Below are 26492 nucleotides of genomic sequence, written 5' to 3' on the forward strand. Positions count from 1 at the left end.
GGTCCGAGCCGTTGACACGGGGCTCGCCGGGTATCAAGGTGTGATTTGCGAAACCGCTTTCGCTTCCGAGAGGGGAACTCTCCATGACCCGTCGCCGCTCCGGCGCAGTCAGTCTTCTCACGGCCGGCCTGTTGCTGGCCGCCGTTCTTCAGTCACCCGCCCGCGCGGCCGCGACGGCTGCGCCGACCCTGACCATCACGCCGACCACGGTGGGCAACACGTTCACCGTCGGGCAGCAGGTGAAGCTGGGCTTCAGCACCGACGCCGCCACCGTCGGCTGGACGGTCCGCAACGCGAGCGGCACGGAGGTGGCCAAAGGCTCCGCACCGGCCGCCACACTCAACGGACAGCTCGCCCTGCCGATCAGTACGCCCGGCTGGTACCAGACCGACCTGACAGCGATCGGGTCCGACGGTACGACGACACTCGGCGGCACCGACTTCGCCGTGCTCACGCCGCACGACTTCTCCACGTCGACGGACACCCGGATCGGCGTCGCGGGCGCCCTGGCGTTCGGCGGCGCGGCCAATCCTGGTCTGGAAGCCGTACCGCTGATGGCCAAGGGCGGCATCTCCACCGACCGTGACGAGGCGTTCTGGTCGGCCGCGGAGACCACCAAAGGCGTCATCCAGTTTCCGCAGCGGTACAAGGACTACAAGGCGGCGCTGGACGCCAACAACATCGACTTCCTGAACATCCTCGACTACGGGAACACGCTGTACTACCCCGACGAGGCGCCGTCCACCGACGAGCAGCGCGCGGCGTTCACCCGGTACGCCGTGGCCGCCGTCGACGAGTGGGGCACCGAGCACACGACGTACGAGCTGTGGAACGAGTGGAACCTGCGGGACCCGAACGGCGCCGCGAAGGCGAGCCCGGAGAACTACGTCGCGCTGCTGAAAATGGTGAGCGACGCGGTGCGGGCCAAGCACCCGGACGTGAAGCTGACCGGTCCGTCGCTGGCGGTCATCAACGACTGGCAGGGTTGGTTCACCAAGTTCGCCGACCTCGGTGGGCTGGACTACGTGGACGCGGTGACCATCCACCCGTACGTGCAGCCGCTGGACCCCGAGGCCTCGGTCACGTACGTCAACACGATCCGCAACATCATGGCGGCGCATGGCTCGACCAAGCCGATCTACATCTCCGAGCAGGGCTGGGCGACCGGTACGAACCCCAGCGCGGTGTCGGAGCCGACGCAGGCCCGCGACCTGGTACGCGGCAATCTGCTGGCCTACGGCAACGGTGTGGCGCGCTACAGCTCCTACAACTTCATGGACTCCGGTACGGACCCGTCGAACATCGAGCACCGGTTCGGCCTGGTGCGCAACCGGCTCGACTCACGGGGGGCGCTGGTCCCGAAGCCGTCGTACGTCGCCACCGCCGTACTGGCCCGGCAGATCGATGAGCTCCCGCTGGTCGGCCAGACCCGCTTCGGCAGCAACGGGCACGACGTGACGTTCGACGCCGGTGGTGGGCAGACGGTCCACGCGGTCTGGTCGGCCACACCCGGAGTGGTGGCGGCGACAGCTCCGGCCGGCTCGACTGTCCAGGTCACGGACCTGTACGGCGCGGAGACCACACTGACTGCGGACCCGGGCGGACACGTCTGGGTGACAGCCGGACCGAACCCGGTCTATCTGAAGGGCGCGATCACTGGACCCATGCTCCCGTCCAGTCGCTTCGCGCTGTCGGTCGCTCCGGAGATCGCCGGCGACCCGGCGACCGGGACCCTGACGTTCACCAACCCCGATGCCGTCACTCACGCATTCACCGTCGCCGCAGGGGGTGCCGAGACCAGTGGCTCGGTCGCTCCAGGCGCTACTACAACGGCACCCGTTGCCTACCCGGCGCAGGACTCGACCGGTCCGCGGACCTACTCGGCAACAGTGACAGTAGACGGCCGTGCGGTTGCCCTTGTCTCCGCCACAGGTACTGCGACGCCACCGCTGTCCGTGACCGCCTCGCACGTGATCAACGGCGCCGGCAAGGACCTGCTCCGTTTCCGCGTTACGAACGCCTCGTCGCATGACCTGCCTGTCGCAGGCCTCGACTGGGCGTCGGGTACGTCGTCCGGGACGTTGCTGGCCGGCTGCACGATCGGTGCGAACGCCACACGAGAGGTGGACGTGCCGATAACCCTGTCGGGTCCCTCGACCTGGTCGGCTACCTTGCGGCGGACGGGGGAGGCGGGGATCACGGCCTCGGGGAAGCTGGTTCCGGTGAGTGCGGCGACTGCTGCGAAACGGCACACCGTGACGCTGGACGGCGCGATCGACCCGGCAGTGGCAGCACAGCCCGCGATCGCACTCGAAGGCACCGGTACGCCGCCAGTCACCGGCTGGGGTGGTCCGAGCGACCTGTCCGGATCGCTGTGGCTCAACCACGACGACCAGAACCTGTACCTGTCCGCCAAGATCACCGACGACGTGTTCTCGCAGCCGAACCGGGCCGGCAACATCTGGGGCGGCGACGGGATCCAGCTCGGCATGACGGCCGGTGCGCCCGGTGAGGCGACCACGACCCAGGAGATCGGTGTCGCATTGACAGACGCCGGTGCGGTGGACACGTGGCGCTGGACACCGACCAGCCAGACCGGTACGCCGCCTGGCGTCCAGGCCAAGGTTGTACGGGACGAGGCCGCGCACACCACGACGTACGAGATCGCGGTCCCGTGGAGCACGCTCGGGTTCGCGGCCAAGGATCGGCTCCTGTCGACGACCGTGGTGGTCAACGAGAACGACGGCACCGGCCGGCGCGGCTGGCTGACCTGGGGCAAGGGTGTGGCGGAAGCCAAGAACCCGGCCCTGTTCAACTCCGTGTTCCTCGACCCGGCGACCCGGTGATGCCATGAGACGCCTGCTCGCCATCGCCCTCGCGGTCTGCCTCCTCGGCTTCGGCACGGTCGCCACCGCACAGGCCGCCGTACTGACGCTCACGCCGATCACCCTCGGCAATATCTTCACCGACGGCCAGCCGGTGAAGTTCTCCCTCAACACGGACGCGGCCTCGGTCACCTGGTCGGCGGCCGATGTCAACGGCACCGTCGTCGCCAGCGGCAGCCAGGCCGCGGCCAGTACCTTGCAGCTCCCGGTCACCACGCGCGGGTGGTACAAGCTCACGGTGCAAGCCGGTACGACGACCGCCCAGACCACGTTCGCGATCGTCAGTCCGGTCAGTACGTCGCCGATCGCCGGACTCACGTCGAATCGGATCGGCGACTTCGAGAACACCGCCGAGGGCTGGACGTTCTATCCCGGGAGCGAATTTCCCGGCGCCACCGGCAGTTTCGCGCTCGACACCAGCGACAACCACGCCGGCTCGAGTTCGGGGAAGCTGTCCGCGAACTTCGGTGCCGGCGGCGCCTACGTCAGCGTCAACCGGTCGCTGCCGTCGGTCAACGCCACCAGCGTCAGCTTCTGGGCGAAGTCGCCGAACCTGTCGTTCCTCACGTTCCGTCTGACCGACTCCACCGGCCAGGTGCATCAGCAGCGGCTGTCGTTGTCGGGGGCAACCGATTGGCAGGCGCTGGCCGTGACGAGGTTCGACGGCGGCAAGCAGTACGTGCACTTCGGCGGTGCCGACGACGGTGTCTGGCACGGCCCGGCCAAGGCGGTCGAGGTTGTGCTGGACAAGGCGGCGATCAGCGGCGCGACGACCACGACTCTGAACCTCGACGACCTTGCGCTGAACGCACCGGCCGGCAAGCCGACCACACCGCTCGGCGACTACGAAAGCGCGGCCGAGGGCTGGTCGTTCTATCCCGGCAGCGAGTTCCCGGGAGCGACGGGCAGCCTGGCGCTCGACGGTACCGCGGCTGCCGCCGGCACCCAGTCGGCCAAGCTCTCGGCGAACTTCTCCGGCGGCGGCAACTACGTGGCCGCCCAGCGCACCATGGTTCCCATCAACCTGGCCGCTCTCAGCCTGTCCGTCAGATCCAGCCAACTGTCGGCCCTCGGGCTGCGGCTGACCGACGCCACCGGGCAGGTGCACCAGCAACGACTGCCGGTGTCCGCTTCGACCTCATGGCAGCAGCTGACCGTCACACGCTTCGACGGCGGCAGCGGCTACCTGCACTTCGGTGGTGCCGATGACGGCATCTGGCACGGTCCGGCGAAATCGATCATGCTCACGCTCGACCGCAGCGAGATCATCAACGGCGGTACGACGGCAACGGTCAACGTCGACGCGGTCACGGCGACCACGGCCTCGTCGGTGATCGGCGCAGGCACCCATTTCGGCCAATCGTGGAACGCGGCCCCGCTGCCGCTGGTCGCGCAGTCCGGCGTCCGCGGGACCCGCGACGAAGCAGTCTGGGACCAGGCCGAGACGATCCGCGGCACGATCGCCTTCCCCGCGAAGGTCACCAACTATCTCCAGACCCTGCAGACCAACGGCATCGACCCGCTGGTGATCGCCGACTACGGCAACCCGTTGTACGACGACGTACCGGACGACGCGTTCAACGCGCCGTTCACCGACACGGGCCGCGCCGCGTTCGCCACCTACGCCGACACGCTCGCGACGCAGTTCCCGCAGATCAAGAACATGGCGATCTGGAACGAGTGGGACGTCAACGCGTCCGGCCCGTCCAACAAGACACCGGAGAGCTACCTAGCGTTGCTCAAGGCAACATACCCGAAGCTGAAGGCTAACCACCCGGGTCTGACCGTTGTCGGCGGCGGTGACACCGACGTGACCCAGGTGGCCTGGTTCGAGGCGTTCTGCCAACTCGGCGGGCTGAAGTACCTCGACGTGGTGTCCATCCACCCGTACAACTTCCTGAACGCGCCCGAGGGCCTCGGCGCCGCGATCGACCGCGTCCGCGCGCTGATCCGGCAGTACAACGGCGGTGTCGACAAGCCGATCTGGGTCACCGAGTCCGGCTGGTACACGGGCACCTACCAGAGCAATGTCAGCGAGCCGACCCAGGCGATGTACGTCGCCCGCGCTCAGCTCGCCGCCCTCGGCCGCGCCGACCGGTACTACCTCTACGACTTCATGAACGACGGCATCGACCTCGCGAACAAGGAGCACAACTTCGGTCTCATCCACAACCCGGCCGACGCCCTCGGCCCGTACACACCCAAACCGTCGTACGTCGCCTACGCCACCGGCGCCCGTCAGCTCCGCGGCGCGACGTTCCTCGGCAAGGAGTTCCCGGGCAACGGGCTGATCGACCAGGTGTTCGCCACCAACGACGGCACACCACTGCGCGCGATCTGGGCCGCCACCGGCACCGGCACCACCGTCACGGTCACCGCGACCGGACCGATCCAGGTCACCAACCTCTACGGGGTCTCGACGACCCGCACCCCGGACGCGAACGGGAAGATCTCCCTGTCGGTCGGCGTCTCGCCGACCTACGTCACCGGGTCCACCGTCACCTCGGTGACGGCACCATGAGCGAGGCGGAGGACGCGGGCTGATGGTTCGAGCACCTGGGTGGCGACGGTGAGCTTGCCGTCCGCCGCCCAGGTGCAGGTCCAGCCGCCGGTGTCGGCGGGGAAGTGCGGTGTGATCTCCGCCTGCGCGATGTCGAGGGTGATCTCGGCCGGGCCGGGACGGCGGTGCCAGATCGACAGGTACGCGGCGTCGCGACCCTGAAGGCACAGCGCGACCCATTCGTCGTTCCAGTCCGGAAGCCCCAGCGGCCAGGTCGGTACGAGGGTGTCGAGATCCTCCAGTACGACGCGGTGCGCGGCGACCGCCGATCGGACGAGGTCGAGTTCCGCGGCGGTCATCCGGTTCAGGTGGCCGGACAGGTACAGGCGGCCGAGGACGCCGTTCACCAGCGCGAGGGTGAACTCCTCCTGGGTCGTCCCGGCGATCGGGTAGGCCCAGTGGCCCGCCTGCTCGGGCAGTACGGCGGCCGGCGCCGCGGCGGCGATCGGTGCGTAGAGCAACGGATCTTCCTGGTCCGACGTCGACTGCAGATGCAGCCGGGACAGCATCGCGTAGTCCATCCGCATCGCGCCGGACGCGCAGTTCTCGATCAGCAGCTCGGGATGCCGCGCGTGCAGATCGTCGAGCCAGCTGAGCAGCGCCCGCTGGTGTTCCAGGAGACCCTGACCGAGGGACGTCCCGTCCTTGTCGGTGCCTGGCCCGGTCATCGTGTTGTTGTCGAACTTGAAGAAGCCGACACCGAAGTCGGCGATCAGTCTGTCGACGGTCTCGTCGAGGTGCTTGCGGGCCGTGGAACTGCGCAGATCGAGAAGATAGCGGCCGGACTCCGACACCCGACGGCCGTGCCGGGTGAGGAAGGCCTCGTCAGGAAGAGCTTCGGCGATGGGGGAGCGGACACCGATCACTTCGGGTTCCAGCCAGAGGCCGGGCACCATGCCCCGGTCGTGAATCCGGTCGATCACCTCGGCGAGGCCGTTCGGGAAGCGGGTGGTCGACGGTTGCCAGGCGCCGACGGTGTTCCACCAGTCGCCTTCGGCGTACCAGCCGGCGTCGATGCAGAAGTAGTCCGCACCGGCCTCCGCGGCGGCATCGATGAGCGGCAGGAGTTTCTCCGTCGTCGGGTCACCGAGCAGCGTGTTCATGTAGTCGTTGAAGATCACCGGCATCCGGTCGTCCGCCGGCCGCCGGCGTCGTACGGCGCGACGCTGGCGGGTCAGGGCGGCGAACACGTTGTCCCGATCGGTGCCGGCGACCAGGGACACCGGCACCGTGACGAACGGTGTGCCGGCGTTGATCCGCGCGCTCCACTGGTGCTCCTGATCAGTAGGGCCACTCAGCAGCAGGTAGCCACCGCGCCGGCTTACGCCGATCTCGTAGTGCCACGGGCCGTTGTGCTCGATCTGCCAGCCGAGCGCGTACGACTTGCTCTGCTCGACGAGGACGCCGACGGGCAGTCGTTCTCCGGTGGACCACGAGTTCGTACTGGTCGCGGCGTACCGGCTTCTGGCGACGTGCCGATGGGCATCGCTGACGATGTCCGCCAGATGACCGGGGCGCAGCGGTCGGACCGACCAGCGGGATTCGGCCATCCAGCTGTTCGTGGCCGAGTGCAGGTCGGCGTCGACCGACGGGAGTGCGAGCACGAGCGAGGACACGAAGGTGAGGTCCAGCGCGCCCGCGCCGGTCATCGACGCCTCGGTCCAGGCCCGTACGCCGGCTCCTGCCTCGAACACGCTGGTGACCTGCAGGCCTGTGCCTGGCGCTTCCTGAACGATGCGTAGCGCGCTCCCGGTGTCTTCGTGCCGGACGTAGCGCAACTGCTGACCGAGAATCGTGTCGACGTGCCGGTTGCTGCTCGGCGACCGGCCGTAGCCCACGGCCTCCACCTCGACGAGCGGCTGACTCGGTACGTCGGTGGTGCCCGGCGCGACGGCCACGCGGACCGGCCCGTCGTCGAGCACGAACGTCAATGCCAGGTCAGGCGTAGTCCAGAGCAGCAGGTTGTCCACAGAGCCCTCACTCAGTTGTACGGCGTTCGAGGAGGTAGTCCTCGACGGTGAAAAGGTGGGCGGCCATCCGGGTCCGGGCCCGGTCGGGGTCGCCGGTGGTGAGCGCGGCGAGAATCGACAGGTGCTCTCGATGGGCGGTCTCGTCGGCTCCGGGCTGGGCGATCGAGCGGCGCAGCCGATCCCGCATGGTGCGACCGCCGAGTGCGTCGATGAGTGCGGACAGCACGGGGTTTCTGGCCGCCTCGGCGATGATGCGGTGGAACGCGATGTCGTTCTCGATCACGGTCTCGTGGTTGGGCTCGGCCAGCGTCAGCTCGGTCTCGTTGCGCTGCAGGAGTTGGGTCGCCGCGGCCAGTGCGTCGACGTCGATCTGCCGTGCGGCCAAGGCGGCGGCCTCGGTCTCGAGCATCCGCCGTACCGCGTGCAGATGGTGCGTCCCGCTCGCGTGCTGCAGGTCGACCACGAAACCCATCGGTGCGAGCAGCATCGACGAATCCAGTGCCGTGACGTACGTCCCGTCGCCTTGCCGAGTCTCCAGCACCCCCATGATCGAGAGCGCGCGGACGCCTTCGCGCAAAGCGTTCCGGGAGACGCCGAGCGAGGTCGCGAGCTCCTTCTCGATCGGCAGCCGGCCGCCGGGCCGGAGCCGGCCGTCGATGATCATCTGCCGGATGCTCTGCACCACGACGTCGGTCTGCGAGGCTCCAGGGGATCGCCCGGGTACGGCGGGTTTGACGGTGCTCATGTCGACGCGCCGGCAGCACGTGCCGTCCAGTAGCTGCCGTCCGGAAAGCTGTAGGTGTCGAGCGACTGCCTGTACATCTCGGCACTGTAACCGGGCGCCCCCGGCAGGACGTACGCGCCGTTCCGCATCACACAGGGTTCGACGAAGTGCTCGTGCAGGTGGTCGACGTACTCCGTGACCCGTCCGTCCAGTGAGCCGGAGACCGCGACGTAGTCGAAGATCGCGAGGTGCTGGACGAGCTCGCACAGCCCGACGCCGCCGGCATGCGGGCAGACCGGTACGTCGAACCACGCGGCGAGCAGGTACACCGCGAGGATCTCGTTGACACTGCCGAGGCGCGCGGCGTCGAGCTGGCAGTAGTCGATCGCGCCGGCCTGGAACATCTGCTTGAACAGCACCCGGTTCATGCCGTGCTCACCGGTCGCGACGCCGATCGGCGCGACCGCCTTGCGGATCGCGGCATGACCGAGGACGTCGTCGGGGCTGGTCGGCTCCTCGATCCACAGCGGATCGAAGGCGGCCAGCGCCTTCACCCACTCGATCGCCTCCGGCACGTCCCACACCTGGTTCGCGTCGATCATCAGGTGGACGTCCGGTCCCAGCACCTCGCGGGCGATCCGGCAGCGGCGGATGTCGTCGTCGAGACTGGCGCCGACCTTCAGCTTCACGTAGTTGTAGCCGGCGGCAACGGCTTCCTCACAGAGCCTGCGCAGCTTGGCGTCGGAGTACCCCAGCCAGCCGGCCGACGTGGTGTAGCAGGGATAGCCGCTGACCTCGAGTTCCGCGATCCGTTGCCGACGGCCACTTTCACGGGAAGCCAGCAGGGTGATCGCCTGCTCGCGGGTCAGCGCGTCGGTCAGGTACCGCAGGTCCGCGGCGTCGACCAGTTGCTCCGGTGACATCTCGGACAGCAACCGCCACAGCGGAACGCCGGCCCGACGGGCGGCGAGATCCCAGACGGCGTTCATCACCGCGGCGAGCGCGAGATGGACGACGCCCTTGTCCGGGCCGAGCCACCGCAGCTGGGTGTCCGACTGCAGCTCGCGGTACACCGCGCCGAGGTCGTCGCAGAGTTCACCGACGTCCCGCCCGATCAGCGGCTCGGCGCGTTGCAGCGCCGCCGCGACGCACAGGTCGGTGCCGCGCCCGATGGTGAACGTGAATCCGTGCCCGGCCAGGCCGTCGGCGTCGGTGTGCAGAACGACGTACGCCGCCGAGTGGTCGCCGTCCTTGTTCATCGCGTCGGACCCGTCCTGGGTCAGCGAGGTCGGGAAGCGGACATCGACGGCCTCGACCGAGGTGATACGGGGCATGGCGGCCTCATCCTGTGAATAGATGGGATCTTTTTTGCACTGCAATGCCGTTCAGTATGGACCACTCCGCCCACGAGCGCTACGATCCCGGAAATTCATGGGATTAATCCTCGTCGTCACGACGGAGGGCTGAAGATGAGCGACCTGGTGAGCGCTGATCCGGCCGGCGGGCAGCGGCTGGTGTACGACCGTCCGGCGGTGAGCTGGCTCGAGGCGTTGCCGCTCGGCAACGGCCGGATCGGCGCGATGTGCTTCGGCGGTACCGGAACCGATCGGATCGGGCTGAACGACGAGACGCTCTGGTCGGGTGGTCCGGAGACCGCGCGCCTGCTGTCGACGCCGCTCGGTGCGACCGGAGCCGATGCCGTTCAAGACGTCCGGGAGGCCCTGTGGGCGGGTGAGGTCCGGCGCGCTCACGAACTGGCATGTGGTTTTCACTCCGGCTACTCACAGGCGTACCTCCCGCTCGGTGACCTCCTGCTCGACCTGACGCGCGACGGCAGCACACCGGCGGCCGGCGATGTGACGCAGTACCGCAGGATGCTCGACCTGGACGCGGCGGTCGCCACGGCGGAGTACAACGTCGGCGGTGTCGCCGTACGCCAGAACGTCTTTGTCAGCGCGCCTGCCGGCGTGCTGGTCGTGCGGCTGACGGTCTCCGAACCTGTGCTGGAGCTCACCGGCCGATTGACGTCGAAGCTACGGTCGCGGCCGCACGGCGGCCTCGGTCTGTTGCTGCAGGCTCCCGCCGATGTCGCCCCACCGCACCGCGACGTACCCGAGCCGGTGCGGTACTCCGAAGGCGCGGATCGCGGAATGGCGGCCGCGATCGCGGTGCGGGCCACGAGCGACGGTGAAATCAGCACCACCGACGCCGCCGTCACCGCCCGCGACTTCACCGAGCTCACTCTGTTCCTCGCGACGGGCACGGGGTACGACGGGCCGTCGAAGGCACCCGTACGCACGGCCGAGGAATGCTGGACGATCGCGGACCGGACGGCACGCGCTGCTTCGGAACGCCCGTACGCCGACCTGCTGGCCGAGCATCAGCACGACCATCGCCGTCTGTTCCGGCGGTCCTCGCTCGAGCTGCCCCGGACCGATGCCGCCGAACTGCCGACCGACGAGCGGGTAGCGCGATCGAGTGAGTCCGACGATCCGGCGCTGGCCGCGCTGCTGTTCAACTACGGCCGCTACCTGATGATCGCGAGCTCCCGCCCCGGTGGACTGCCGACGAATCTGCAGGGGATCTGGAACGAGATCCTGCGCCCGCCGTGGAGTTCGAACTTCACCGTGAACATCAACACCGAGATGAACTACTGGCCGGCGGAGACGACCGGGCTGCCGGAATGTCACCTGCCCCTGCTCAGGTTTATCGATCATCTTGCCGAGGCCGGGCGCCGCACCGCCCAGGAACGCTACGGCTGCGCCGGCTGGACCGCGCACCACAACACCGACGCCTGGTGCTGGACGAATCCGGTGGAAGGGGATCCGCGCTGGTCGAACTGGCCGATGGCCGGCGCCTGGCTGGTCCGGCACCTGTGGGACCACTACGAGTTCACCGGCGATCTCGCGTTCCTCGGTGAGTCCTGGCCCGCGCTGAGAGGTGCCGCGGAGTTCTGTCTCGACTGGCTGACCGAGCTACCGGACGGCAGCCTCGGTACGGCGCCCTCGACCTCGCCGGAGAACGACTATCTCGCGGCCGACGGGCAGCCCGCCTCGGTGACCGTGTCGTCGACGATGGACCTCGCGCTGATCTCCGACCTGTTCCGCCGGGTCGAGGACGCCGCGGAGTTGCTGGATGTGGTGGATCCGCTGCTCGCCGACCTGTCCACCGCACGAAAACGGCTGCCCGATCCATCGATCGGCGCCGAAGGGCAGCTGCAGGAGTGGGCCGCCGACCTGCCCGAAGAGGACCCGCACCACCGGCACATGTCGCATCTCGTCGGCCTGTACCCGGGCGAGGCGATCACTCCGGACGGAACGCCGGAACTCGCCGCGGCGGCGCAGCGAACCCTCGATCTGCGTGGCGACGAGGCGACGGGATGGTCGCTCGCCTGGAAGATCTGTCTCCGCGCGCGGCTTCGCGACGCCGCCGCCGCGCACCGTCTGGTCCAGGCGTTCCTGCGCCCCGCCGACGACTCGGCGACCGGTCGGCCGGGCAGCGGCGCGGGCGTCTACCCGAACCTGTTCTGCGCGCATCCGCCGTTCCAGATCGACGGCAACTTCGGCGCGACCGCCGGCATCGCCGAGCTGCTGCTGCAGAGCCACACCGGCGAGATCGAGCTGTTGCCCGCGCTGCCGCAGGCGTGGCGCAGCGGCCGGGTCACCGGCCTCCGGGCGCGCGGCGGCGTGGTCGTCGACATCGCGTGGACACCCCACGGGACCGAAGCAGTCCTGACCGCCGACCGGGACCAGGAACGCACGGTCCGGCTCGGCAACGACCAGGTGCGGATCCGGCTGACCGCCGGCATCGGTCACCGCGTGCACACGGCATGACCACGGGCACGGACGAGGAGGTTCGATGGCAACTCTGACGACAGTCCGGCCGCCGGCCGGCGAGACTCCGGGCCGCCGGCCTCGCCGGCGACGGGAACGTCCCGGGATCAAGGGCTTCCGGCGCAGCCTGGCGCGGCACTGGACGCTGTACCTGCTGATGGTCGTGCCGCTGATCTGGTTCGTGGTCTTCAAGTACATCCCGATGTCGAACGCCGTGCTCGCGTTCAAGGACTACAACGTGATCAAGGGCATCTGGGGGAGCCCCTGGGTCGGCTGGCTGAACTTCGACCTGTTCTTCCACAACCCGGTGTTCTGGACCCTGGTGAAGAACACCTTCGTGCTGTCGCTCTACACCGTCGCGGCGAGTTTCCCGCTCGCGATCGTGCTCGCCCTGGCGCTGAACGAGATCCGCACCGGTCTGTTCAAGAAGACCGTGCAGCTGGTCACGTACGCGCCGTACTTCATCTCGACGGTCGTGGTGGTGTCGATGACCATCCTGGTCCTGTCGCCCCGGCTCGGGATCGTCAACGAAGGACTGGGCTTCTTCGGGGTGCCGGCCGTCGACTTCCTCGGCAACCCTGACTACTTCCGGCACATCTACGTGTGGTCGGACGTCTGGCAGACCACCGGGTACTCCGCGGTGATCTACCTGGCCGCGCTGGCCGGGATCGACCCGGCACTGCACGAGGCCGCCCGGGTCGACGGGGCCAGCCGGTTGCGGCGGATTCTGCACGTCGATCTGCCGGGCATCATGCCGACCGCGGTGATCATCCTGGTACTTGCTGTCGGCAACATCATGGCGATCGGCTTCGAGAAGGCGTTCCTGCTGCAGAACCCGCTCAACCTGAGCGAGTCGGAGATCATCGCGACGTACGTCTACAAGACCGGTCTGCTGAACGCGGACTTCAGCATGGCGACCGCGGTGGGGCTGTTCAACTCGGTGATCAACCTGGCCCTGCTGCTGATCGTGAACGTCATCGCCAAGCGGATCACCGGGAACGGACTGTGGTCATGACGACTCTCACCGAAGAGCGGACGACGACCGGCAAGAAGCTCGAGCGCCGGGCGGCCAGGGCGCGCCGGATCCGCGAACCGCGCACCGACCGGATCTTCCTGTTCTGCATCTACCTGCTGCTCGTGGTCTTCCTCGTGGTCGTACTCGCCCCGCTGCTGTACATCGTGGCGAGTTCGTTCAGCAGCCCGGAGGCGGTGTCGGCCGGACGGGTGCGGTTCTGGCCCGTGGACGTCTCGCTGCGCGGCTACCAGGCGGTGTTCGCGAACCCGCAGATCATCCAGGGCTACCTGAACTCACTGTTCTACACCGTCGTCGGCACGATCGTCAGCGTCACGATGACGATCGCGATCGCCTACCCGTTGTCGCGCCGTACGCTCGTCGGCCGGAACGTCGTGATGACGCTGATCCTGTTCACGATGCTGTTCACCGGCGGACTCGTCCCGACGTACCTCGTGGTCCAGTCGGCCGGCCTGCTCGACACCCGCTGGGCCCTGATCATCCCGCAGGCGATCGGTGTCTGGCAGGTGATCATCGCCCGGACCTACTTCCGGACCGCGATCCCGGACGAACTGGTCGAGGCCTCGCAGCTGGACGGCTGCGGTGACCTGCGGTTCCTCTGGGCGGTGGTGATCCCGTTGGCCAAGCCGATGATCGCGGTGGTCGCGCTGATGTACGCGATCATGCAGTGGAACTCGTACTTCGACGCCTTGATCTACCTCAAGAACCCGGATCTGTTCCCGCTGCAGATCGTGCTGCGCAACATCTTGATCCTGAACACGACCGGCGGCGGCGCGGTCGACGCGTCCGTCGTCATCCAGCGCCAGCAACTGGCAGACCTGCTCAAGTACTCGCTGATCGTCGTCGCGAGCGTGCCGGTGCTGCTCATCTATCCGTTCGTCGCCCGCTACTTCACCAAGGGAATCCTGATCGGCGCCGTCAAGGGCTGATCCCCGGTACCACTCCGACCTGTCCCGACCCCTGTGAGGAAATCATGTCTGTCAAGCTCAATCGGCGCAGGCGTGCCGCGATCGCCGGCATCAGCCTCCTTGCCCTCGCCCTCGCGGCCTGTTCCGGGGGCAGCTCGAACGATGACGAAAGCAACAAACCACTGCCGACGATCACCGGTAACCCGGACGTCACGCTGAACGTCTTCTCGCAGCAGGCGGCGGACTCGAACCTCGCCACGGCCGACTTCACCAAGCTGATCAAGCAGAAGTTCAACCTCACCATCAAGTGGCAGACGACGACGTTCGACGGCGGCCCGGCGAAGGAGAAGCGGCAGATCTCGCTGGCCAGCGGCGACTACCCTGATCTGTACCTGCTGATCCCGTGGGTCGACCAGTTCACCACGGCGGAGTTGCTCAAGCTCGGCAAGCAGGGCGTCGTAGTACCGCTGAACCAGCTGATCGACCAGTACGCGCCGAACATCAAGAAGGCGCTGGACTCCACGCCGGAGTGGAAGGCGATGGCGACCGCGCCGGACGGCAAGATCTACGGGATGCCGCAGTGGGTCGACTGCTTCCACTGTTCGTACCCGGACAAGCTGTGGATGAACTCGGCGTGGCTGAAGAAGCTCGGCCTCGAGCAGCCGAAGACCACCGAGGACCTGCGGAAGGTGCTCCAGGCGTTCAAGACCCAGGACCCGAACGGCAACGGCAAGGCCGACGAGATCCCGCTCAGCGCGAACGTCCGCGACAACCTGATCCCGTACCTGATGAACGCCTTCATCTACGATCCGCAAGGACAGAACAACAGCGGCGGCAACAACACCACGCTGGTGCTCAACAACGGCAAGGTCGACGTCCAGGCGAACAAGGACGGCTGGCGCGAGGGCCTGCGGTACATCAACTCGCTGTACAAGGAAGGCCTGATCGACAAAGGCGCCTTCACGCAGAACCCGGACGCGATGCAGCAGCAGGGCAACCACGGCGGCTCGGTCATCCTCGGCGCGGGCACCGTCATGCACTCGGGCATCTTCGTCACCATCGGTTCGGCGGACGGGCGGGACAAGCAGTACGACGCGGTGCCGCCGCTGACCGGTCCGAGTGGCGCGAACTACGCCAGCTACGTCTTCCCGAGCATTCCCGGCGCCACGTTCGTGCTGACGTCGAAGGCCACACCGGAGAAGCAGATCCAGGCGATCAAGATGCTCGACTACATCTTCACCGATGAGGGACAGAACAATGGACAGTTCGGCACGGAGGGCAAGGCCTGGACCAAGCCCGGTCCCGGCGATGTGGCGCTCGACAAGTCGCTGAAGCCGAGCTTCAAGCAGATCCCGCTCAAGCCGGGTTCCAAGCCGCGGAACTCCGGGTGGGGCCCGCTCGCGCAGTACAACAACACCGCGAAGTACCGCAACTCCGAGGTCATCGACACCGACACCTCCTCGCAGGCGGGGTACGAACGCAAGCTGTTCGACGCCACCAAGCTGTACGCCGGCCACGAGGACAAGGCGCAGATCTACCCGTTCTGGCGGGTGTGGATCGACCCGACGCTGAGCAGCGAGGTCGCGACACTGCAGACCAACCTCGAGAACTACATCCAGCAGAACACGCTCCAGTTCGTCACCGGTTCGAAGAACATCGACTCCGACTGGGACGCGTACGTCAAGGGCCTCGACAGCCTCGGCCTCAAGCGCTACCTGGAGATCCAGCAGACCGCGTACGACAAGGTACCCAACAAGTAGATGGAGCGACCAATGCCGTTCGAACCAACCTTCGAATCCCTGACCACGTTCGAATGCCCTGACTGGTTCCGGGACGCGAAGCTCGGTATCTGGTCGCACTGGGGTCCGCAATCGGTGCCGCGGTACGGCGACTGGTACGCGCGCAACATGTACCGGGAGGGCAGCGACCAGTACCGCTATCACCTGCGGACCTACGGTCACCCGTCCGAGGTCGGCTGGAAGGACGTCGTACCGCTGTGGAAGGCCGAGAAGTTCGACCCGCACGGCCTGATGGACCGCTTCGCGGCGGCCGGTGCCCGCTACTTCGTCGCGCAGGCCGTGCACCACGACAACTTCTTCAACTACGACTCGAGTGTGAACCCCTGGAACTCGGTGAAGGTCGGTCCCGGCAAGGACATCGTCGGCCTCTGGAAGGCCGCCGCCGACGAGCGCGGTCTGCCGTTCGGCCTCACCGAGCACCTCGGCGCGACGCTCGGCTGGCTGGCGGTCACGAAAGGCAGCGACAAGCACGGTCCGTTCGCAGGTAGACCGTACGACGGAACGGATCCGCGGTACCGCGACTTCTACCTCGACAACGCCCAGTACCTGCCGGCCGAGGACGTCGTCGTCCAGGACCCGTGGTACCTCAACGATCCCGGGTGGCACGCGCACTGGCTCGAGTCCGTCACGGAGATGATCGACCGGTACCAGCCGGATCTGCTCTACTCCGACGGTCCGTTGCCCTTCGGCGAGGCGACGTACGCGCCGGGGCTGCAGGCTGTCAGCCAGCTGTACAACACCAGCGCGCGGATCCACGGGACGAACCGGGCCGTGTACCAGCAGAAGGATCGGAGTCCCGAGGTGAGCGCGGTCGGGGTGATGGACATCGAGCGCAGCCAGACGCCCGGGATCCATCCGACGCCGTGGCAGACCGACACATCGGTCGGCGACTGGTTCTACAACGTTCGCGACGTCTACAAGACCGCCGGCCACGTCGTCGAGATGCTCGTCGACATCGTGTCCAAGAACGGCAATCTCCTGCTCAACGTGCCGCAGCTGCCGGACGGCACCATCGACGCCGAATGCACGCACATCCTGGATGAGCTAGGTGCCTGGACGTCGGTGTGCGGCGAAGGCATCTACGGCACGCGGCCCTTCCGGGTGTTCGGCGAGGGACCGTCGAGTGTGCTGATCAAGGGCTTCACCGAGGACCGGGTGCGGTGGACGAGTTCCGACTTCCGCTTCACCCGTCGCGACCACACCGTCTACGCCTTCCAGCTCGCCTGGCCCGCCGACGGCCGTGCCGTGATCCGCAGCTTCGTGGACGAATCAGTGACGGGAGTGCGACTTCTCGGTCATGGTCCGGTCGCCTTCGAGCAGGCCGAAGGCGTCCTGGTCGTCCGTCTGCCGGAGACCGCTCCGGTCGCGGTCGCGAACTGTCTGGCAGTCGAGGTGTCGCCGAAATAGCGTCAGCTGCGGTCGATCCAGTTGGAGCCTCCGGGGCGGTACTGCGAATCGCACAGGGAGCTGTCGCCGGGTTGCCAGGTGTTCAGGTAAAGGAGGTTCCCGTCGGGGTCGGACAGCACCCAGATCGACGGCGCGCCCTGGTCGCTGACCAGGGCGCCGCCGGCGGCCAACGCCGCGTCGATCCGTGGCCGCACCTGGGCTGGGTCGACCCACAGGTGGGGATGCCAGACGCGCTGTTCCGTTCGAGCCTCTGCGGTCCGGAACCAGATCATCGGCAGTCCTCCGCGGGGGTCACCGACGTCGCCCCAGTCCTCGGTACCGATGACATGCTCGGAGTTGAACACAGCCGCCCAGAACGGCGCGATCTTGGCGTAGGCCGGTGTGTCCAGGTCGAGCTCGATATGGGTGAGGCTGCCGCATTCGAGTTCGGCACCCGCGGCCGCGACGATATCGGTGACCTGACGAGCCAACGTCACGTCGGTTTCGGTCACGCCGCCGCCGTCGCGGCTGGACAGCCGGACATCGACCTGAAAGGCCCGCAGATCAAGGTCTGCGTGGTGGCCGAGCTCCTCAGGAGCCTTCCCGATCGACTCGACGATCCGCAGCCCTTGGGTGAAGTTCTCGGTGTGGATGCGCGTTTCCAGGCCGCCCTGCCCGAACGACAGCAGCAGGGTCCAGCCGTCGAGTTCCGCCGCGGCGATCTGTTGGCCGGTCAGCACTTGTGTGGTCATAGGTGCGACCGTACGCAACAAAACTGGCCAGCCGTATGTCCTGTTTTCCTGCTAATTTTGCAGGTATGCGCGCCGAGCGTCTGGTGACCGTCGCGCTGCTGCTGCAAGCGCACCGAAAGCTGACCGCGCCCGAGCTGGCGCGACGCCTCGATGTGTCCGAGCGGACGATCCGGCGTGACCTGGACGCGCTGCTGCTCTCCGGCCGGCCTCGGTCTGGAACAGGGGGTCACCTCGGCGCCGGCGCGGACACGGGTCTGCGGACGTTTCGCGTCTCCAGGATCGTGAAGGCCGAAGCCACCACCGAAGCCGTCGAACGGCCCGAAGACTTCGACCTCGTCCGGGCGTGGGAGGACGTCAATCGCCGCCATGTCCCGTGCTGGTACAACCGCGTCGAGGTGGTGTTCCAGGTTCGCCCGGAGGACCTCGGTCGCGTCACCTCGGTGCTTCCCGAAGACGCCCAGCCCCGGCCGATCGACACGGACACCGGACCGGCCCGCCGGTTCACGGCAACCTTCAGCTCGGTCCGCGAGGCGGCCTGCGAGCTGATCTACCTCGGCGACGGCGTACAAGCCCTCGAACCACCCTCCGTCCGCGCCGAACTGGTCCGCATCGGACACCGCCTGATCGCCACCCACACCCCGAACTGGTGACCAACCGGTGCTGTCGAGGAGCAGCCGGATCCTTTCGGTGCTGACGCGGTGAAGGCCTGGCGGATGAGGTCCGCCGTACGCCCGTACGCAAGCCACGACTGAGCACCGGCGCCATCCTGCGGTCTCCTGCCGGCACTGGCAGTGGTGAGGCCTCGTCACCGTGCTCGGCGACCGTTGGCGGCGGCTGCGAGCGGTTGACAGACCGCTCGTACGCATTTAACTTCAGCTTGCAGTAAATAGTTGGCTTCAGGCTGAAGGAAACTGGCTCCTGACGACACGTGAGGTGAGTGACGGGTGACGCGCCGCTTGAATGTGCTGGTCGTGATGGCCGACGAGCAGAGCTGGAACACCCTGGGATGTACGGGCAATCCAGCCGCGCGGACCCCGTACCTCGACGACCTCGCCGGGGAGTCGACGGTGTTCGATGCGTGCTACACGCCGTTCCCGCTCTGCTGTCCGGCGCGGACGAGTCTGTGGACCGGCCTGATGCCACGCCATCACGGGGTGCTGGGCAACTGGCGCCCGATCGAGCCGCGGTTGCGGGCGGCGGGTGTCGCTCAGGCTTTCGCCGGTGCGGGGTACTACACGCACTACAACGGCAAGTGGCACGTGCCTGGTACGACGCCGGACCGGATGGGCTGGGCGAGCAGCAGTGCGATTCCGGCCGTGCTGAACGGCCAGGACCGCGGTCGCTACATCGAGGAATACCGGGAGTGGGTGGCGGAGCAGGGGTATACGTTCGACCCGAGGCACATCGAGAACCTGACTGCTCAGGACATCGCGGCCCTGGCCGAGCGGCCGTACGCGACGTCGAGCCTCCCGCCGGAGGTCTACCTCGAGACCTGGCAGTGCGACCGGTTCCTGGAGAACCTCGACCAACGTCCTGCGGACACTCCGTGGCTCGCAGTGTGTTCGTTCAACGCGCCGCACTTCCCGATGCTGGTCCCTTCGCCCTACGACCGCATCATCGATCGGGACAAGGTGCGGTTGCCGGAAAGCCATGCCACCGGCACCGCGGGGAAGCCGCGCGAAGTGCGGGAGTCCCACTTCGCTCGAGACTTCGAGCACCTCTCCGAGCAGGACTGGATCGAGGTGACGAGCCACTACCTCGGGCTGTGTGCCCTTGTCGACACTCAGTTCGGACGCATCCGCCGATACCTCGAGGATGCGGGTGAGTGGGACCGGACCGTGGTCGTGTTCACCTCCGACCACGGAGACATGATGGGTGCGCACCGGCTTATGGAGAAGGGGCACTGGCTCCATTACGAGGAGGACCTGAGGGTCCCGCTGATTGTCCGGCACCCCGATGGACGGCAGTCCAGGAACGCGAACTTCGTGTCGCTGTGCGATATCGGCCCGACCTTGTGCGAGATGACCGACGTGCCGTGGCGCGAGCCTCACGACGGCCGATCCTTCGCCGCAATGGTCGGCAACGCATCAGCCGCTCCGATTCGTGACTACGTGACGGCCGAAACGATGCTGCACGACGGCCGTCCGGGTGGTGACGGCTCGCCGTTCCATGCCCGCGACTGGCAGTGGCCGAGGGACAGTCTCAACGTCTCCGTCAGGACCGCCGGCCATCGCTATGTCTTCCGGTCGCACGACGAGGCCGAGCTCTACGACCTGGTCGACGATCCTCACGAACAACGCAATCTCGCGGCCACCCCGGAGGCGGCCTCCGTGGTGACCCGGCTGGCCGAACTGGTCGCCGACGAGGTGGCCGACGTACTCCCGGACGCGGCGACCCTGATCCGCGCCCCCTTTGCACAGACATCGAAAGGCACATCATGACGTCGTTCACAGGTACTCAGGTCACACGGCGATCGCTCCTGCAATGGGGAGCGACAGCGGCAGGCGTCGCCGCCCTGTCGTCCTGCTCGCGCGGCCTCGGCGGATCATCGTCCGGTGGCAGCGGGTCGGCCAAGACGCTGGAATTCATGTTCTGGGGCGAGGGCGACCAGAACAAGAAGCTGATCGCGGCGCTCGACCTGTATCAGAAGACGGAGGGGGCCTCGACCGTCAGCCCGCAGTACTCCGGCTTCTCCGGCTACTACGACAAGCTCGCGACCCGGGTTGCCGGTGGCAACCCACCGGATGTGTTCCAGATCCATCTGCCGTACTTGATGGAGTACATCAAGCGCCAGGCGGTGCAGCCGCTGGACCAGTACAAGGACCAGCTCGGACTCGACTCCATGCCGGACTACGTGGCGACGACCACCAAAGCAGACGGCAAGTACTACTTCGCACTGCTCGGAGCCGCGACTCAGCCGGCCGTCATCGTCAACACGACGAAACTCAAGGGTCTCGGCCTCGCCGCGCCGGGCACCGACTGGACCATCGACCAGTACAAGGCGACGATGGGCGAGGTCTGGGCGAAGAGCGGCCACAAGCTAGCCGGTACGGCGGACCTCGGAGGCAGCCCGATCGCTCTCGAGTCCTTCCTGCGCGGCCGTGGCAAGGCGTTGTTCGGTGACGGCAGCTCGCTCGGCTTCGGCGAGGACGACATGGCCGCATGGCTGCAGCTCTGGCAGGACCTGCGGAGCAACGGATCCGCCGTACCGATGGCTGTCACCGCGGCGGCGAACGGCTTCCAGAACGACCCCGTGACGGTCGGCAAGGCGGCATACACAGGGACGGCGACCTCGCGAGGTCTGCCGTCGATGCAGAGTCTGACCAAGGACACGTTGAGCCTCGGCACGTTCCCGTCCGGTGGTCCGGGGTCGCAGCCCGGAACCAACATCATTCCTGCGGGCTGGTTCGCGATCTCGCCGAAGTCGAAGAACATCGAGGGCGCCGTGTCGATGCTGAAGTTCCTGACCAGCGACACCGGGGCCGCGAACGCGATGGGTCTGGCTCGCGGCGTGCCGATTCCGGAGAAGATCCGCGCCACGGTCGCGACGTCCGCGACCGGCCTGAACAAGCTGGTCCTGGACAACTACGCGCTGGTGGCGTCCCAGGGCCCGGCGGCACTGCAGATGTATCCGCCAGGTGCCAGCAAGCTGCTGCAGACCTCGCTGCCGAACGTGAACCAGGTCGTCGGATTCGGGAAGAGCACGGTCACGCAGGCCGTGACGAAGTTCTTCTCCGACGCCCAGGCCGCGCTCAAGTGATCAGTGTCGATTCCAGAGGACTACGCTCCGCGCAGCAGTACGACCTGCGGGAGCAGAACTGCTCGGCGATTCTGCGTACGGCGATGCAGCGGGGGCCGATCGCACGGTCGGAACTCTCCGGGCTGACGGGCCTGGCGACCGGCACCGTCACACGACTCACCAGCCTGCTCTGCTCGGCGGGCCTGCTGCGGGAACTCCCAGCTGAGCAGGAGCATGGTGTCCCAGGACGTCCGAGGACACCGATGGTCATCGACGAACGAACGTTCAGGGTGGTCGGCGTCCATTTCGGCCTGCGACGAACGACGGTCTGTCTGCTCGACCTGCGCGGGCAATTGCTGGCCGAGACACGGCTGCCGCACCGGCGCCGCGGCTTCGAGCCGCTCGTCGCGCAGGCGGTCGAGGGAATCCGCGAGCTCGTCTCAGCGGCGCCGGGTCAGGTCCTGGGGGTCGGCGCGAGCACGGGCGGTTGGGTGGACCGTGAGTCAGGGCTGGTTCGCGATCACCGGGTGCTGCGCTGGCGCGACGTACCGCTGCGTGATGCCCTCGCCAACGGGCTCGGGCTGCGCGCCGAGGTCGACTCCAGCTTCCGCTCGCTCGCCATGGCCGAACGCTGGTTCGGCGGTGCCCAGGACGTCGACGATCTCGTCAGCCTGTTCGTGGGCAACGTGGTGGGCGCCGGATTCGTCCTCGGAGGCCGGGTGTTCCGGGGGTTTCAGGCCGCCGCGGGGACCGTCGATCATCTGTCGGTCGGTGCGACGGCCGACGAGAGCTGTAGCTGCGGGCGTCACGATTGTCTCCACGTGGCAGCGAGTGACCTGGCTGTCCTGGCCAGAGCGCGCCGCGCCGGTCTGATCGGAACCCGAGGCACGCTGGAGCACCTGATCCAGGCGGCCCGGAACGGTGACGTGCGTGCCGATGGCTTGCTGGTCGCCAGAGCCGAACTGGTCGGAGTCGCGGCCGGCGCCCTCATCGACATGCTCGACCCCGCGATGGTGGTCGTCAGCGGCGGCGTTGTGGACGCGCCGGAGTATCTGAGGTCCGTTCAACGGGGAGCCCGCGCCTACCTGCGGGACAAGCGGCCCGTGAACACGGAATCGGTCGTGCGACTGAGTGCGTTCGGCACCGACGGTGTCGCGGTGTCGGCAGCCAGTGTGATTCTCGACCGGATCTACGCTGCACCTTCCGAGTTCGTTCCGGGTCTCCTCGAGTTGCGGTACGGGTGACCGGCTTGATCGACTCCGACGCCTGTATTGACTCCGTGCTGGTCTGGTCGCACCGGGCATCGCGGCGCAGTACCTGGGCGATGGTCGAGGTGGTGGCCGGCGGCGTACGCGGCGTCGGTGAGCTCTCCGACGGCGCCGCGCTGGACACGCTGCTGGCGGCTGCCCGGTCGATGCGCTCCGAGGTCGTCGGCCGGCCCTTGACGCAGGCACGGACCGTGCTGCGACGGCGGCTGCGCGGGCTGAGAGCGGCGGGCACCGAACCCGATGCGTTCCTGTGGTCGACGGTTCTCGGCGGGTACGAGAGCGCCTTGGCGGATGTCGTCGCACGGCTCGAGGGCCGAGCGTTGTCGACGTCGCTGGGGCTTGGCGAGCCCGCGCCGGTGCGCCTGTATGCCAACCTCAACCGCAGGTTCGGCGCGGACGGAGCAGACACGATCGTGGCCGAGGCGATCCGTGCCGCAGGCAACGGGTTCACGGCTGTGAAAGTGGCGCCGTTCCTGGACAGCCACAGTTCGGGGCTGTCCGGCAGCCGGCTGATCGATGCCGGCCTGTCGCTCGTCGGGCGTGTGCGCGACGCGATCCCGCGCGAGGTCGACCTGATGGTGGACTGTCACTACCTGGTGCCGCCCCAGCTGCTGCACGACGTCGTCCGAGAGCTGGCGCCGCTAGGTCTGTACTGGATCGAAGACCTCGTGCGGGTCGGCGATCGATCTGCCATGGACCTGGCGGCGGCAGGCGGTGTCGCGCTGGCCGCGGGGGAGCACATCTGGAGTCCAGAGATCGCGGCCGCGGCTTGCGCAGACGGTGCGCTCCGGTACTGGCTGGTCGATCCCAAGCATGCCGGTGGGCCGGCGGGCGTGGCACGGATCGCGGAGGCGATCGGTGACGCACAGCTGACTTTCCACAATCCCAGCGGTCCGGTCGGCACCGCCCACGCCGCGCACCTCGCCGGGCTGGCCCGTCGGACGACCTGGCTCGAGTACGCCTGGGGCGAGGTCGATCGCGCTGCCTTGCTCGAGCCTGCGGAGGTCGTCGTCGACGGGGTGCTGAAGCCATCGGGTCCAGGTATCGGTGGCCGGACGCGAACCGGAAGGAGTAATTCATGACAATCACCTATCCAACGATGCGTGGGCAACGCAGGCGACGTACCCGCTACCAGAACGGCTGGGCGTTGGCCTTCCTGGCGCCGTGGCTGATCGGCTTCCTGGCCTTCACCGCCGGGCCGATGCTGATGTCGCTCTACCTCGCCTTTACCAAGTACGACCTGCTGTCCGCGCCGAAGTGGCTCGGCGCAGGCAACTTCCGCCGGATGTTCGGCGACGATCCGCTCTTCCTGCAGTCCCTCAAGGTGACGGCGATCTACGTCGTGGTCGGTACGCCGCTGAGCCTGTGTTTTGCCCTCGCTGTCGCCGTCGTGCTCAATCGCGGGCTCCGTGGTCTCGACTTCTACCGGTCCGCGATCTATCTGCCGTCCCTCTTCGGCGGCAGCGTCGCGATCGCCGTGCTGTGGCGGAAAGTCTTCAACGGCGACGGTCTCGTCAACCAGTTGCTCGCATTCGTCGGCATCCAGGGTCCGTCGTGGATCTCGGAGCCGCAGACCGCGCTCGGCACCTTGATCGCTCTCGAGGTGTGGCAATTCGGAGCGCCGATGGTGATCTTCCTGGCCGGGCTCCGGCAGATACCGCGGGAGTTCTACGAGGCTGCGCAGGTGGACGGTGCCAGCCGGGTCCGTCAGTTCTGGAGCATCACGATGCCGTTGCTGAGCCCCATCTTGTTCTTCAACCTCACGCTGCAGCTGATCCGGTCGTTCCAGGCGTTCGCGCCGGCCTTCATCATCAGCGACGGCTCCGGCGGTCCGGCGGACTCGACGCTCTTCTACTCCCTCTATCTCTACCAGGAAGGATTCGTGAACTTCGACATGGGTTACGCCGCGGCGATGGCCTGGATGCTGGTACTCCTGGCGGGCGCCGTCGTGGCGGTCAACTTCTTCTTCGCGAAGTTCTGGGTGCACTATGGCGACTGAGAGACTCACCGCGATCCGGGACGACGTCGAGAGTCGTCCGACCACCCGTCGATGGGTGCCGGGCCGCCGCCTGCTCGCACACTTCGCACTCATCGTGGTCACGCTCGTCATGCTCTACCCGCTGGTGTGGATGGTGGCGAGCTCCTTCAAGCCGACCGACGAGATCTTCTCCCAGCCTGGTCTGGTTCCGCGGCATTTCGAGCCGTCGAACTACGCCGAGGGCTGGAAGGGTGTGTCGACCGCGTTCAGCATCTTCATCGAGAACTCACTGTTCATCTCGGTGGCCGCGATCATCGGCAACGTGATCTCCTGCAGCCTGGCGGCGTACGCCTTCGCGCGCCTGAACTTCATCGGCCGGCGGATCGCCTACGCGACGATGCTGGTGACGCTGATGCTGCCCACGCACGTCACGCTGGTGCCGCAGTACATCTTGTTCAACAAGCTCGGCTGGGTGAACACCTTCTACCCGCTCTTCGTGCCGCACTTCTTCGCGGTCGATGCGTTCTTCGTCCTGTTGATGGTGCAGTTCATCCGGTCGCTGCCGCGAGAGCTGGACGAAGCCGCGCGGCTGGACGGCTGCTCGCCGTGGCAGACCTACCGCTACATCGTGTTCCCGCTCCTGCGCCCCGCGCTGGTCACCACGATCATCTTCACCTTCATCTGGACGTACAACGACTTCTTCAAACAGCTCATCTACCTCAACGATGTCCAGCTGTTCACCGTGCCGCTCGGCCTGCGCCAGTTCCTCGACTCGACGGGCGACTCGTCCTGGGGCCCGATGCTTGCCATGAGCACCCTTGCGCTGGTGCCGCCGCTGGTCCTGTTCGTCACGTTCCAGCGCAAGATCGTCGACGGCGTCGCCACCTCGGGACTGAAGGGATGACGTCCGGATCCTCCGCGCTGGTGACCGGTGCGGGCGGCGGGATCGGCTCGGCGGTCGTGGCGACGCTGGCGAAGCAGGGTTGGGCGGTGGTCGGCGTCGACCTGGTGGAGCGGCCGGCGGCACTTGACCCGAACGAGGCGATCGGCTGGGTCGTCGGAGATGTGCGCGACGACGCGACCATCGACCGAGCAGTCGCGGTCGCATCCGGCCTCGGCCGGTTGAGCGGCTTGGTGACCGCGACCCTCACCGAGCAGCGCGGGGCGCTCGAGAGCCTCGACTCGGCGGCCCTCGGCGCAGTGTTCGACGTACAGGTCGCAGCGGCGTGGGCCTGGAGTACGGCGGTCGTCGACGCGGCCGCCGGAGACGAGGTCTCGATCGCGCACGTCTCCAGCGTCCATGCTCAACGCGCGGGGCCCGGCATGGCGGCGTACGCGATCGGAAAGGCGGCCTTGGACGCGCTGGTCCGTGCGGGTGCGGTCGAATGGGGCCCGCAGGGGGTGCGATGCAACGCCGTGCTCCCGGGGTTCGTTCCGGTCGAGCGGAACAAGGAACGCTGGTCCGAGCCAGGCATGTCCGCCCGCCTCCTGGCCAACCATCCGTTGCGGCGGTTCGTCACGGCCGAGGACGTAGCGCAGGTCGTCGCCTTCCTTCTGGGCCCTGAGTCGCGAGCCGTCACCGGCGTATCCCTCCCGGTCGACGGCGGCATGCTCGCCATGCTGCCGCCTTGGGCCTGACAACGACACAGAATCCCAT

Annotated in this window: 19 protein-coding genes; 15 read left to right on the forward strand and 4 right to left on the reverse strand. The window is 67.4% G+C overall.

What is annotated here, in order from left to right; translation table 11 throughout:
- The first annotated feature begins 83 nt into the window (after positions 1–83).
- Positions 84–2846, forward strand: a complete 2763-nt coding sequence (locus tag E0H50_RS17965) for a GH39 family glycosyl hydrolase (RefSeq protein ID WP_131289709.1) — start codon at positions 84–86, stop codon at positions 2844–2846.
- 4 nt (positions 2847–2850) lie between these two features.
- Positions 2851–5406 carry a glycosyl hydrolase gene (locus tag E0H50_RS17970; protein ID WP_131289711.1) on the forward strand — a complete coding sequence of 852 codons (2556 nt, stop codon included), beginning with the start codon at positions 2851–2853 and terminating at the stop codon, positions 5404–5406.
- Here E0H50_RS17970 and E0H50_RS17975 read toward each other — a convergent pair.
- Genes E0H50_RS17975 through E0H50_RS17985 form a run of 3 tightly spaced genes read right to left on the reverse strand, consistent with a single transcriptional unit; the run spans position 5364 to position 9473 of the window.
- Positions 5364–7415, reverse strand: coding sequence for a glycoside hydrolase family 36 protein (locus tag E0H50_RS17975; protein WP_131289713.1), 2052 nt, complete (start codon positions 7413–7415; stop codon positions 5364–5366). The genes E0H50_RS17970 and E0H50_RS17975 overlap by 43 nt on opposite strands.
- A gap of 7 nt (positions 7416–7422) precedes the next feature.
- Positions 7423–8160 (reverse strand): FadR/GntR family transcriptional regulator, encoded by a 738-nt coding sequence (locus E0H50_RS17980; RefSeq protein ID WP_131289715.1) that lies wholly within the window; start codon positions 8158–8160, stop codon positions 7423–7425.
- Positions 8157–9473 carry an L-fuconate dehydratase gene (locus tag E0H50_RS17985; RefSeq protein ID WP_131289717.1) on the reverse strand — a complete coding sequence of 439 codons (1317 nt, stop codon included), beginning with the start codon at positions 9471–9473 and terminating at the stop codon, positions 8157–8159. Before E0H50_RS17985 ends, E0H50_RS17980 begins: the two co-directional genes overlap by 4 nt.
- A 135-nt stretch (positions 9474–9608) precedes the next feature.
- Between E0H50_RS17985 and E0H50_RS17990 the strand changes: the two genes are divergently transcribed.
- From E0H50_RS17990 to E0H50_RS18010, 5 genes are read left to right on the forward strand one after another with little or no spacing between them, the layout of a single operon-like run.
- Positions 9609–11972 (forward strand): glycoside hydrolase family 95 protein, encoded by a 2364-nt coding sequence (locus E0H50_RS17990; RefSeq protein ID WP_131289719.1) that lies wholly within the window; start codon positions 9609–9611, stop codon positions 11970–11972.
- 25 nt (positions 11973–11997) lie between these two features.
- Positions 11998–12987, forward strand: a complete 990-nt coding sequence (locus E0H50_RS17995; protein ID WP_131289721.1) for an ABC transporter permease — start codon at positions 11998–12000, stop codon at positions 12985–12987.
- Positions 12984–13934 (forward strand): carbohydrate ABC transporter permease, encoded by a 951-nt coding sequence (locus E0H50_RS18000; RefSeq protein WP_131289723.1) that lies wholly within the window; start codon positions 12984–12986, stop codon positions 13932–13934. The genes E0H50_RS17995 and E0H50_RS18000 overlap by 4 nt, the downstream gene beginning before the upstream one ends.
- Before the next feature lie 44 nt (positions 13935–13978).
- The gene (locus tag E0H50_RS18005; RefSeq protein WP_131289725.1) at positions 13979–15673 is read left to right on the forward strand and encodes a type 2 periplasmic-binding domain-containing protein; all 1695 of its coding nucleotides are present in this window, start codon (positions 13979–13981) and stop codon (positions 15671–15673) included.
- 12 nt (positions 15674–15685) lie between these two features.
- On the forward strand, positions 15686–17119 hold the full coding sequence (locus E0H50_RS18010) for an alpha-L-fucosidase (RefSeq protein WP_202868195.1): 1434 nt from the start codon (positions 15686–15688) through the stop codon (positions 17117–17119).
- A 2-nt stretch (positions 17120–17121) separates the two neighbouring features.
- Here the strand turns inward: E0H50_RS18010 and E0H50_RS18015 are convergent, their stop codons facing one another.
- Positions 17122–17850 (reverse strand): 4a-hydroxytetrahydrobiopterin dehydratase, encoded by a 729-nt coding sequence (locus E0H50_RS18015; RefSeq protein WP_131289729.1) that lies wholly within the window; start codon positions 17848–17850, stop codon positions 17122–17124.
- 65 nt (positions 17851–17915) lie between these two features.
- Here E0H50_RS18015 and E0H50_RS43000 point away from each other — a divergent pair, with 65 nt between their 5' ends.
- The 8 genes from E0H50_RS43000 to E0H50_RS18055 all read left to right on the forward strand — a co-directional run bounded on the left by E0H50_RS43000 (position 17916) and on the right by E0H50_RS18055 (position 26473).
- Complete coding sequence (locus E0H50_RS43000) at positions 17916–18500, forward strand: helix-turn-helix transcriptional regulator (protein ID WP_165547188.1); 585 nt, start codon at positions 17916–17918, stop codon at positions 18498–18500.
- 294 nt (positions 18501–18794) lie between these two features.
- A complete protein-coding gene (locus E0H50_RS18025; RefSeq protein WP_131289731.1) occupies positions 18795–20291 on the forward strand; it encodes a sulfatase-like hydrolase/transferase in 1497 nt (498 codons plus the stop codon).
- Positions 20288–21610, forward strand: a complete 1323-nt coding sequence (locus tag E0H50_RS18030) for an ABC transporter substrate-binding protein (protein ID WP_131289733.1) — start codon at positions 20288–20290, stop codon at positions 21608–21610. The genes E0H50_RS18025 and E0H50_RS18030 overlap by 4 nt, the downstream gene beginning before the upstream one ends.
- Positions 21607–22833 (forward strand): ROK family protein, encoded by a 1227-nt coding sequence (locus E0H50_RS18035; protein WP_131289736.1) that lies wholly within the window; start codon positions 21607–21609, stop codon positions 22831–22833. Before E0H50_RS18030 ends, E0H50_RS18035 begins: the two co-directional genes overlap by 4 nt.
- A complete protein-coding gene (locus E0H50_RS18040) occupies positions 22830–23939 on the forward strand; it encodes an enolase C-terminal domain-like protein (protein ID WP_131289738.1) in 1110 nt (369 codons plus the stop codon). The genes E0H50_RS18035 and E0H50_RS18040 overlap by 4 nt, the downstream gene beginning before the upstream one ends.
- Positions 23936–24856 (forward strand): carbohydrate ABC transporter permease, encoded by a 921-nt coding sequence (locus tag E0H50_RS18045; RefSeq protein WP_131289740.1) that lies wholly within the window; start codon positions 23936–23938, stop codon positions 24854–24856. Before E0H50_RS18040 ends, E0H50_RS18045 begins: the two co-directional genes overlap by 4 nt.
- Positions 24846–25739 (forward strand): carbohydrate ABC transporter permease, encoded by an 894-nt coding sequence (locus E0H50_RS18050; RefSeq protein WP_131289742.1) that lies wholly within the window; start codon positions 24846–24848, stop codon positions 25737–25739. The genes E0H50_RS18045 and E0H50_RS18050 overlap by 11 nt, the downstream gene beginning before the upstream one ends.
- Entirely contained in the window at positions 25736–26473 is a 738-nt protein-coding gene (locus E0H50_RS18055) for an SDR family NAD(P)-dependent oxidoreductase (RefSeq protein WP_131289744.1), read from the forward strand. Before E0H50_RS18050 ends, E0H50_RS18055 begins: the two co-directional genes overlap by 4 nt.
- Positions 26474–26492 lie beyond the last annotated feature (19 nt).

Origin of the sequence: Kribbella sindirgiensis (genome assembly GCF_004331435.1) — a bacterium.
Classification (GTDB): Bacteria; Actinomycetota; Actinomycetes; order Propionibacteriales; family Kribbellaceae; genus Kribbella; species Kribbella sindirgiensis.

Excerpts from the sequence above, each read along its gene's own strand:
- E0H50_RS17965 (WP_131289709.1), top strand. The coding sequence starts at position 84 with ATGACCCGTCGCCGCTCCGGCGCAGTCAGTCTTCTCACGGCCGGCCTG.
- E0H50_RS17970 (WP_131289711.1), top strand. The coding sequence starts at position 2,851 with ATGAGACGCCTGCTCGCCATCGCCCTCGCGGTCTGCCTCCTCGGCTTC.
- E0H50_RS17980 (WP_131289715.1), bottom strand. The coding sequence starts at position 8,160 with ATGAGCACCGTCAAACCCGCCGTACCCGGGCGATCCCCTGGAGCCTCG.
- E0H50_RS17985 (WP_131289717.1), bottom strand. The coding sequence starts at position 9,473 with ATGCCCCGTATCACCTCGGTCGAGGCCGTCGATGTCCGCTTCCCGACC.
- E0H50_RS17990 (WP_131289719.1), top strand. The coding sequence starts at position 9,609 with ATGAGCGACCTGGTGAGCGCTGATCCGGCCGGCGGGCAGCGGCTGGTG.
- E0H50_RS17995 (WP_131289721.1), top strand. The coding sequence starts at position 11,998 with ATGGCAACTCTGACGACAGTCCGGCCGCCGGCCGGCGAGACTCCGGGC.
- E0H50_RS18000 (WP_131289723.1), top strand. The coding sequence starts at position 12,984 with ATGACGACTCTCACCGAAGAGCGGACGACGACCGGCAAGAAGCTCGAG.
- E0H50_RS18005 (WP_131289725.1), top strand. The coding sequence starts at position 13,979 with ATGTCTGTCAAGCTCAATCGGCGCAGGCGTGCCGCGATCGCCGGCATC.
- E0H50_RS18010 (WP_202868195.1), top strand. The coding sequence starts at position 15,686 with ATGCCGTTCGAACCAACCTTCGAATCCCTGACCACGTTCGAATGCCCT.
- E0H50_RS18015 (WP_131289729.1), bottom strand. The coding sequence starts at position 17,850 with ATGACCACACAAGTGCTGACCGGCCAACAGATCGCCGCGGCGGAACTC.
- E0H50_RS43000 (WP_165547188.1), top strand. The coding sequence starts at position 17,916 with ATGCGCGCCGAGCGTCTGGTGACCGTCGCGCTGCTGCTGCAAGCGCAC.
- E0H50_RS18030 (WP_131289733.1), top strand. The coding sequence starts at position 20,288 with ATGACGTCGTTCACAGGTACTCAGGTCACACGGCGATCGCTCCTGCAA.
- E0H50_RS18045 (WP_131289740.1), top strand. The coding sequence starts at position 23,936 with ATGACAATCACCTATCCAACGATGCGTGGGCAACGCAGGCGACGTACC.
- E0H50_RS18050 (WP_131289742.1), top strand. The coding sequence starts at position 24,846 with ATGGCGACTGAGAGACTCACCGCGATCCGGGACGACGTCGAGAGTCGT.
- E0H50_RS18055 (WP_131289744.1), top strand. The coding sequence starts at position 25,736 with ATGACGTCCGGATCCTCCGCGCTGGTGACCGGTGCGGGCGGCGGGATC.